The organism is Arthrobacter sp. H14 (genome assembly GCF_000520495.1).
Taxonomy (GTDB): Bacteria; Actinomycetota; Actinomycetes; order Actinomycetales; family Micrococcaceae; genus Arthrobacter_C.
The window spans coordinates 46,327-55,311 of sequence record NZ_KI914646.1 but is presented as its reverse complement, the minus strand read 5'-3'; the positions used below and the strand labels follow the sequence as shown (position 1 = coordinate 55,311).

General features: G+C 61.4%; 9 protein-coding genes, 1 tRNA gene and 1 other RNA gene. 8 read left to right on the top strand and 3 right to left on the bottom strand.

Going from position 1 to position 8,985, the window contains the following annotated elements; all coding sequences use genetic code 11:
- Together Y707_RS24630 and Y707_RS0108960 are read right to left on the bottom strand one after the other, a co-directional pair.
- Positions 1-662, bottom strand: a 662-nt coding sequence (locus tag Y707_RS24630) for an alpha/beta hydrolase (protein WP_035780959.1), incomplete at its 3' end; no start/stop codon positions are given.
- Between the two features lie 89 nt (positions 663-751).
- Positions 752-836, bottom strand: a tRNA-Ser gene (locus Y707_RS0108960).
- A gap of 4 nt (positions 837-840) precedes the next feature.
- Between Y707_RS0108960 and Y707_RS24625 the strand changes: the two genes are divergently transcribed.
- The 4 genes from Y707_RS24625 (at position 841) to recR (ending at position 4,754) form a co-directional block, all read left to right on the top strand.
- Positions 841-1,323, top strand: a complete 483-nt coding sequence (locus Y707_RS24625; RefSeq protein ID WP_333782840.1) for a YqfO family protein — start codon at positions 841-843, stop codon at positions 1,321-1,323.
- 76 nt (positions 1,324-1,399) lie between these two features.
- An RNA gene (gene ffs, locus Y707_RS29690) (signal recognition particle sRNA small type) lies at positions 1,400-1,495 on the top strand.
- A 277-nt stretch (positions 1,496-1,772) separates the two neighbouring features.
- Positions 1,773-4,121 carry a DNA polymerase III subunit gamma and tau gene (locus Y707_RS0108950; protein WP_253905117.1) on the top strand — a complete coding sequence of 783 codons (2,349 nt, stop codon included), beginning with the start codon at positions 1,773-1,775 and terminating at the stop codon, positions 4,119-4,121.
- A 33-nt stretch (positions 4,122-4,154) separates the two neighbouring features.
- Positions 4,155-4,754, top strand: coding sequence for a recombination mediator RecR (gene recR / locus Y707_RS0108945; protein ID WP_026534831.1), 600 nt, complete (start codon positions 4,155-4,157; stop codon positions 4,752-4,754).
- Between the two features lie 29 nt (positions 4,755-4,783).
- Here the strand turns inward: recR and Y707_RS24620 are convergent, their stop codons facing one another.
- Positions 4,784-5,542, bottom strand: a complete 759-nt coding sequence (locus Y707_RS24620; protein WP_051441809.1) for a GntR family transcriptional regulator — start codon at positions 5,540-5,542, stop codon at positions 4,784-4,786.
- Positions 5,543-5,871: 329 nt separating this feature from the next.
- On the opposite strand from Y707_RS24620, the gene ehuB reads away from it, so the two are divergent.
- The 4 genes from ehuB to ehuA are packed head-to-tail and all read left to right on the top strand — an operon-like array spanning position 5,872 to position 8,949.
- Positions 5,872-6,789 carry an ectoine/hydroxyectoine ABC transporter substrate-binding protein EhuB gene (gene ehuB, locus Y707_RS30605; RefSeq protein ID WP_026534830.1) on the top strand — a complete coding sequence of 306 codons (918 nt, stop codon included), beginning with the start codon at positions 5,872-5,874 and terminating at the stop codon, positions 6,787-6,789.
- 12 nt (positions 6,790-6,801) lie between these two features.
- The gene (gene ehuC / locus Y707_RS30600; protein ID WP_026534829.1) at positions 6,802-7,533 is read left to right on the top strand and encodes an ectoine/hydroxyectoine ABC transporter permease subunit EhuC; all 732 of its coding nucleotides are present in this window, start codon (positions 6,802-6,804) and stop codon (positions 7,531-7,533) included.
- The gene (gene ehuD / locus Y707_RS0108925) at positions 7,530-8,183 is read left to right on the top strand and encodes an ectoine/hydroxyectoine ABC transporter permease subunit EhuD (protein WP_026534828.1); all 654 of its coding nucleotides are present in this window, start codon (positions 7,530-7,532) and stop codon (positions 8,181-8,183) included. Before ehuC ends, ehuD begins: the two co-directional genes overlap by 4 nt.
- Positions 8,167-8,949: an ectoine/hydroxyectoine ABC transporter ATP-binding protein EhuA gene (ehuA, locus tag Y707_RS0108920; protein WP_026534827.1), complete on the top strand. Its 783-nt coding sequence runs from the start codon at positions 8,167-8,169 to the stop codon at positions 8,947-8,949. The genes ehuD and ehuA overlap by 17 nt, the downstream gene beginning before the upstream one ends.
- Positions 8,950-8,985: the final 36 nt, after the last annotated feature.

Genomic DNA, 8,985 nt, shown 5'->3' with positions numbered 1-8,985 from the left:
GGTACGGTTACAAGATCGCGCCGGCCCCATCCAATCGCGATCCGTCCCGGCGTCGACCCTGTCGGGGCACCTTCCTGCAGCGGTCCCTTGACCAGGGCATCCAGTGACTCATCCAGCCGTGTCGCCGCGGCAAAGCTGCGCATCTCCTGCAGGACGAGAGCGGCAGGCAACGTCCATGGACGGGCACTGAACTGGGACAGCAACAGTGTCCGGCCAACGGGATTTCCGGCGATGGCGGGCATCGGCTTCTGGAGGAGCCGGACCAGCTTGATGGATAATCCGACCGACACGCCAAAAATAATGCGTTGCCGGTTGTTCCAGAAGCCGCCCGGATCCAATGCGACGACATTGCCGCCGGCACCCCTGCGTGCCAATTCCAGAACCATGCGCGCGCCCATGGAACTGCCGACAAGGTCTGCGTCCTCCAACCCGTTGTCCCGCATATACTCCTGGACGGCGTCGGTCAGAGTGGCCATGGTGACTTCGCCCTCGTACGCAGGACTGTCCCCGAATCCGGGCAGGTCGATCAGGATAACCTCCCGCTCGGCCGTAAGCCGGTCCAGGATCGGATCCCAATTCCGCCAGGACGAACCGAGACCATGGATCATCAACACCGGTTTTCCGGAGCCAAGACGAACGGTGTTTATTGCAGAGGTATCCATGTCCCCGACGCTACCGCCCGGCCCTGATAGAGGAAAGAAAAAGCCCCGCCGGCCAGCATTAATACTGGTTAGCGGGGCTTTTTCAACAGCGGAGGATGGGGGATTTGAACCCCCGAGGGCGTGAACCCAACACGCGTTCCAGGCGTGCGCCATAGGCCGCTAGGCGAATCCTCCTCAAATGGAGCAGGTTCCAGACTACCTGAACCCCTTCCGTGTGCCGAATCGGGCAACCGGCCGACCGCCGTCGTCGTCGTCGTCGTCGTGCCACACTATTGACATGACCGAGATGGATTGCCTGGTTGTCTACGTCCCTACTGATTCCGTACCCGCCGTGATGGAGGCCCTCGACGCGGCCGGCGCAGGACGGATCGGAAACTATTCGCAATGCGCCTTCCTTTCCCCGGGCATCGGTCAGTTCAAACCCAACGACGGCGCCGCCCCGGTGATTGGCGACGTCGGCACCGTTGAGCAGGTGGCGGAGACCAGGATTGAGACCAGGTACCCGCGGAGCCGGCGCGACGCCGTTCTCGCCGCCATGGCACGGGCGCATCCATACGAAGTTCCGGCCTTCATGACCTTTCCCATTGATGCTCCAGGCAGCGTTTTCGAGGACGACGGCCGCCCCCTCCCGGACAGGCAGCCCTCCGGTCAGGACAACTGAATCAACACCCCATTACTGCACCTGTTAGGCCATTCACAGTGGACTTCGGCGGCTCCTCAAATCGGGTAGACTATTCAGCGGCCCCTCACGTGGCGTCATCCTGTGAACTCCCCCAGGACCGGAAGGTAGCAAGGGTAAGCGGGCTCTGGCGGGTGCGTGAGGGGTCTTCAACTTTAACGTCCTTCGGTGGCCCGCCGGCTGCCGCCCCGGTGGAAGACCGCCGCTGTCAACAGGTCCATATTTGAGGTGCATTCTGTCGGCCAGTGCCGATAGGGTTTTACTGTGACTGGAGGAACGCCGTGAGCTCTGCTGATATCCAAGCGATCGATGAGATCCCCGTGGACAGCCCTGCCCCGGAAACCGCCCATTTGGGTGCCGCGGCCGGCGCGGCGGCCCAGTCGAACGTTGCGCTCTACCGGCGGTACCGGCCGGAAACCTTTGCCGACGTCATCGGCCAGGAACATGTCACCGCACCGTTGATGACCGCCCTGCGCAAGAACCGCGTGAATCACGCCTACCTCTTTTCCGGCCCTCGTGGCTGTGGAAAAACGACGTCGGCCCGCATCCTGGCGCGTTGCCTGAACTGTGTCGAGGGTCCCACCGATGTTCCCTGCGGGGTCTGCGACAGCTGTGTGGAGCTGGCCCGCGGCGGCAGCGGCAGCCTGGACGTTATCGAGATCGATGCGGCAAGCCATGGCGGTGTTGATGACGCGCGCGATCTGCGCGAGCGGGCCACCTTCGCACCGGTGCGCGACCGCTACAAGATCTTCATTATCGATGAGGCGCACATGGTGACCTCGGCTGGGTTCAATGCCCTGCTGAAGATCGTTGAAGAACCGCCGGAGCACATCAAATTCATCTTCGCGACGACGGAGCCGGACAAGGTCATCGGCACGATCCGGTCCCGCACGCACCACTATCCCTTCCGGCTGGTTCCGCCCGAACCGCTGATGGCCTATCTGGAGCAGCTCTGCAATCGGGAGTCCGTACCAGTTGCGCCCGGCGTGCTCTCGCTGGTGGTCCGTGCCGGCGGTGGCTCGGTCCGCGACTCGCTCTCCGTGCTGGATCAGCTGATGGCCGGGGCGGCAGATACCGGCCTGGACTATGAGCTGGCCGTCTCGCTGCTTGGCTATACGCACGCATCACTGCTCGACGACGTCGTGGACGCCATTGCTGCAGCCGACGCCGGCACCGTCTTCCGCGCGGTCGACCGGGTCATCCAGACCGGCCACGACCCACGCCGCTTCGTTGAGGACCTGCTGGAACGGTTCCGCGATCTCATCATCGTCAATGCCATGCCGGACAGTGCCCAGGCAATCCTGCGCGGAATGCCCGAGGACCAGATCTCCCGCATGCGGAACCAGGCCAACCGGCTCGGCGCTGCCGAGCTGTCCCGCGCGGCCGACATCACCAACACCGCCCTGACCGAGATGACCGGTGCCACCTCGCCGAGGCTGCACCTCGAGCTGTTGTGCGCCCGCATCCTGCTGCCCGGGGCCGACATGAGCGAGCGCGGCGTCGCTGCAAGGGTGGACCGGATCGAACGCCGGCTCGAGTACGGCGGCACGCCGGTGGCGTCAGGACACACAGCGGAGAAGGACGCCGACGACGGTTCAACCACCCCGCGGACCTCGCGATCACAGCCTGAAGCAGCCGATTCCCCCCGGCCTCTGCCGGAGCCGGAGGAGTCAGTTGCGCAAAGCCCTGAACCTGCACCGGCACAGCCACAGCCGCATGGTGCAACTGCCCAAAGACCGGCAGCTCCTGCTGAATCCGAACCTACCCAAGACTCGGCTGGGCCCGCTTCTCCGGACACCGTGGACCCAGAGGTCAGACCGGAAACGGCAGCTGACCGGTCCACCGCTCCGGCCGACCGGTCGACCGACCCGGCGCCGGAAGCGGCGGCTGCTGGAGCGTCCCAGAGCGTCGAGGCTTCCGGCGGCGGCAGCGGGAGTGTGGAAATGGTCCGCCGGGCCTGGCCGGAAATCATGGATGAACTCTCCGGGATCCGGAAAGTCTCCTGGATGATGGTCAATGATTACGCCTCCGTGAAGTCCTTCGACGGCTCCGTTCTGGAGCTTGGTTTTGACTCCCCCGGACGCGCTGCCGGCTTTAACCGCCAGGACCACCTCGACAACCTCAGCCGTGCCATCAATAAGGTGCTCGGCATCAACTGCGCCATCAACCCGGTTCATGACAGTCCGGGAGCGGGTGACCCAAACCCAAAAGCATTTAGCCGGCCAACGCCGCCGGCCGGCCCCACCAACGATTGGGACGCGCCGCCTGCCGCCGACAACGCTTGGACCACTCCACCCTCCGCCGACCCCGCGCCTGCAGCCCCCGCACCGGTTGCTTTGGCCCCAGACTGGGACAACGATCCTGCCGAAGAGCCGCCAGCGACCTGGGAACCTGAACCTGAGCGCGACGACAGCTGGGACGCCAGCGCCGTTCCGACGTCGGACGCCGCGGAAGCCGGACCGGAACCGACTGCTGGTACAGGCGACTGGCCGGATTCCAACCCAGAACCTGAAGAACCCGATCCGGGGGCGGAAGAGTCCGATGGGATACGGCCTTCGCCGGAGCGGCTAAGCCGGTACCAGCTAATGTCCCAAAGCGCAGCCGCCGATGTTCCGGCTGCACCGGCCTCCGACAGCAGTAACTTAGACTTTAGGGACGTTGAGGATATTCCCAGCGCCGATGACGTAACGATCGAGGATTCGGGGCTGGTCGGCCGCGCAGCCGTCGAACGAATCCTCGGTGGCCGGCTGGTGGAAGAGCGCAGCGTCGGCGGTCCTTAACCAACGCCGTTTCAACTATTAGATTGAGGTTCCGTGTACGAAGGTGCCGTTCAAGAGCTTATTGACGAGCTCGGCCGCCTGCCCGGGGTGGGCCCGAAGTCGGCCCAGCGGATTGCCTTCCACATTCTGGAAGCCGATCCGGAAGACATGAAGCGGCTCGCCGCCTCCATCACGACGGTGAAGGAACGGGTAAAATTCTGCGAAATCTGCGGCAATGTCACCGAGCAGGAAACCTGCAGCATCTGCCGTGACCCGCGCCGCGACCCGAGCATCATCTGCGTCGTGGAGGAATCAAAGGACGTCATTGCCGTCGAACGGACCCGTTCCTTCAAGGGCAGGTATCACGTCCTGGGCGGCGCCATTAATCCCATTGCCGGCATTGGCCCTGAGCAATTGCGGATCCGTGAATTAATGACCCGGCTTTCGGATGAACAAATCCAGGAAATCATTATCGCCACTGATCCGAATCTCGAAGGCGAGGCCACCGCCACCTATTTGGGACGACTGCTCAAAAGCATTGGTATCACCGTCAGCCGACTGGCCTCGGGGCTGCCGGTCGGCGGCGACCTGGAGTATGCGGACGAGGTTACGCTTGGCCGTGCTTTTGAAGGCCGGCGCAGCGTCATCAACTAGCGTCATCGTCATGCGGTCGGCCGACCGGCTCAGCGTTGCGTGATCGGTTCCAGGGCGATGGCTCCGGTGTGGTGCGGCTCCTCCACCGTCTCCACATCAAAGTCTTCTGAATCACGTCCTGTTAACCGCGCCACCGCTTTGTCCAGCAGCGCCCGGACAGCGGCGACGGCCGCCTCGACATCACCGGCCCGAATGGCCGCCAGAATCGTGTCATGTGATTCCGCAATGTTCCGGCGGACGACGTAGCCCTGGCTGACGCTGAAGCTGGCAATCCTCGTTTCAAGCACCAGCGTGGACATGTACCGGCGAAGCCGCTGACTGCCGGAAGCATCCACGAGTGCCCAATGGAAATCGAGGTCCGAGTCGCCAATAGTGCGCGGATCACGGCCCTGGCTGGCGATCACGAGTTTTTCGTACGCGGATTCGACGGTGGCCATCGCGTCAGGGTCTCCGTTCTCGATCAGTAACCGGATCGCCTCTGATTCCACGGCTTTCCGGGCCGAGTAGAGATCATTTATTTGCTTCCCTTCGATGATGCTGATGCGCAGCCCCCGCCCGGGAGTCGCAGTCAGAAGCCCCTCCTGCACGAGCCGTTGAGCCGCCTCACGCAGCGGGCTACGGCTCACACCAAGCTGCTGGGCAATTTCGATCTCGCCCAATTGGGTTCCCACGCCCAGGGCACCGGAGTAGATCGCATTACGGAGCTCTCTGGCAATCAGGTCAACTGTTGAGGCTCGGGGAACGCGGAAGACTGCCGGAGCCCCGGCAGGCGATACATGTTGGGCCATCTGCGTCCTAACTCTCGACACCACGGCCCCTGAACGCCGCCAGCCAGCGGGCCATGCAGGCCGCCTAACCGTAACCGAATCGTTATCCCGAAAAGAAATAGCCTACCAGCGCCAACCTTAATCATTTTGTGCTGGTGACCGAGCAGAAAAAGGTCTATAAGTGGTATTTGTAGACAATTCTACATACGGAATTACAGATTGTATGTGGTGCCAATCATTGTTTACCGTAGACCGAGATCCATGACCGTTTTTCGGGTCGGGTCGGCTGGGTCAAGCCTTTGGGGGCAGGCTCGGTGGCTTCGTCCCATCGCAACGACCGAAAGAGGCACATGATGAAATCAAGATTTAACTCCGCTGGGCGCATTGGCGTCGCAGCCTCCAGCGTTCTTGCGCTGGGGCTTCTCGCCGGTTGCGGTTCAGGTTCCGGAGGTGGTGGCGGCGGGAACGCTCCCGAGGGCGGCAACACGCTGCAGCAGATCAAGGACGAGGGCACCGTCACCGTCGGCATCGCCGGCGAGGCACCGTATTCGTTCCTGGATGGAGGCGAGCTCAAGGGTGGCTCGGTCGCCATCGCCAAAGAAGTTTTTGCCGGTATGGGAGTGGAGAACGTTGAAGCCGAACTGGTGGACTGGAACTCTTTGATTCCGGGCCTGAATGCCGGTCGATTCGACGTCATCAGCGCCGGTATGTCCATCCTGCCGGAACGGTGCGAACAGGCAGACTTCAGCCTGCCGACCATCATGTACACCACCGCCCTAATGGTCGAGGAAGGCAACCCCATGGGTCTGAGTGACATGCAGTCCGTGGTCGAAGCCGGTGACGTGAAGCTGGCAGTTCTGGCCGGCGGCATTGAGGCCGGATACGCGGAATCGCTCGGCATCGAAGGTGTGACCTCGGTTCCTGATGCGCAGACGGGTATGGACACCGTAGCCAATGGCCGGGCGGATGCCTTCGCCATGACGGCGATTTCGCTGAACTACATGGCCAATAACAATCCGAATGTCCCGGTCGAAGTCACACAGGCCTTCACCGCTGTGATTGATGGCGAGGAGCAAGTTGGCTCGGGTGCCACCGTGTTCCGTCCAGGCGATGACGATCTGCGCGAGGCATACAATAAGGAACTGGAAAAGAGCGTTCTCACCGATGAGGAAACCTACCTCGGTGTGGTTGGGGAGTACGGCTTCACGGCCGAAAACCTTCCTCCCAAGGACCTCACCACTGAGTCTCTGTGTAAAGCAGCGGGCTAAGCCCCGTTACCCATGACAGAGAATTTCGACGAGCTGGCGGCGGCGTGGCCGCGCATTCTGGATGGGATCTGGATAACTCTGGGCCTGACCGGCGGCGGCGCCGCGCTGGCGATGATCGTCGCCGTCACGCTCGGCTTAATGGCCAGACAGCCAAATGTGCTGGTTCGCGGAACTGCCCGCACGATTATTGAATTCTTCCGCGGCACCTCGTTAGTCGTGCAGATCATGTGGCTCTTTTATGTGCTGCCGCTGCTCGGTGTCGATCTGGATGCAATGGTGGTCGGGATCCTCGCGCTTGGGCTGAACTATGGCGCATACTCCGCCGAGGTGGTACGCGGTTCCATCAATTCCGTACAGTCGGGCCAGTGGGAAGCGTCAACAGCTTTGAGCATGTCCAGCTTCCACCGGATGCGGAGAATCATCTTCCCCCAGGCCTGGGCTTTGATGATCCCATCGCTGACGAATCTATTGATCCACCTGCTCAAGGGCAGTGCCATCGTCAGCTTCATCGCTATTCAAGACCTGACCTTCCATGTTGATCAGCTCCGGCTCGACACCAGCACATGGTTCGCCTATGGCCTGGTTGGGCTGGGCATCTACTTCATCATTGCCTACATTCTGACCTTGGTAATGAATACCCTTGAGGTCCGGGCTAAGCACAGACTTGGGCGGGGCGAGTCGTTGCGCGAAATGCTGAGCCTGAAACCGCCCCGTACAACTGCAGGGACGGGGGAACCGGCATGACGTTTGATTGGAACTGGAATACAGCCTGGGACGTGCTCCCCATCCTGCTGGCCGCTTTCTTACAAGTCACCTTGGTGGTCACGGTTGTCAGTACCGCGATCGCGGCTGTTCTTGGCCTGATCATAGCCATGTTGCGGCGGTCCGTGCCAAAGCCAGTAGATGCTGTACTTAAGTTCGCCGTGGACTTTATCCGGATGACGCCAATCGTCGTTCAACTGCTGCTGGTTTTTTACACCTTTACGAACCTTGATGCAATAACCTGCGGCATCATCGTCTTCGGGATCCACTACTCCACTTATATGGCGGAGGTCTACCGCGCCGGCATTGATGCCGTCCCGGCCGGACAGTGGGAAGCAACAACAGCCCTCTCCATGCCCAAAGGCCGCACGTGGAGTGCAGTCATCATCCCGCAGGCATTGCGGGCCACGGTACCTGCGCTCGGCAACTACGCCATTTCGATGTTCAAAGACACGCCGTTCCTTATCATTATCGGACTGGTGGAACTGGTGCAGGCCGGTCTGGTCTACGGCGGTAACACGTTCCGCTACACAGAGGCCCTGACATTGGTCGGCATAATCTTCCTTGCCGCCAGCTATCCCACCTCGTTGCTCATTGGAAGATTGGAAAAGCGCCTTGCCTTCAGCTACTGATAACACTCCAGCCATCCGGTTCGAGAATGTGGAAAAACGATTCGGCGACAACGTCGTCCTCAAAGACCTGAATTTCTCAGTGGCCAAAGGGGACCGGGTCACCCTGATCGGTCCCAGCGGTTCCGGGAAGACGACGATCCTCCGCTTGGTCATGACTTTGGAGGAACTGAGCGACGGCTACATATTCGTCGACGGTGATCCGCTCACCTATGAGAAGCGCGATGGAAAACGGGTCGCATTAAAAGAGAAGCACCGTAACGAGATCCGCAAACGGATCGGCATGGTGTTCCAGCAGTTCAACCTGTTCCCGAACATGACGGTGATCGAGAACATTATCGAGGCCCCCGTCCATGTGCTCGGCATGTCCAAGGCTGATGCCAAGGAGAAAGCCCGCGGGTTGCTGAAGCAGGTCGGTCTGGCAGACAAGGCCGACCAGCACCCGTTGGAACTTTCCGGCGGGCAGCAGCAGCGTGTGGCCATCGCCCGGGCGCTGGCGATGGACCCGGACATCCTGCTGCTCGATGAGGTCACCTCCGCGCTCGACCCTGAAATCGTCGGTGAAGTTCTCGGTGTGCTGCGCAAGATCGCGGAAACCACCGACATCACCATGCTGATCGTCACCCACGAGATGCAGTTCGCCAAGGACGTTTCCAACCGCGTACTGATGTTCGACGGCGGCCGGATTGTGGAAGAGGATACCCCCGAGGTGATATTCAGCAATCCCAAGCACGAACGCACCAAGAAGTTCCTGCACGCCATCGTGTGAATCGGTAAATCGCTGGTGCGGCGGCCGGCCTGAAGC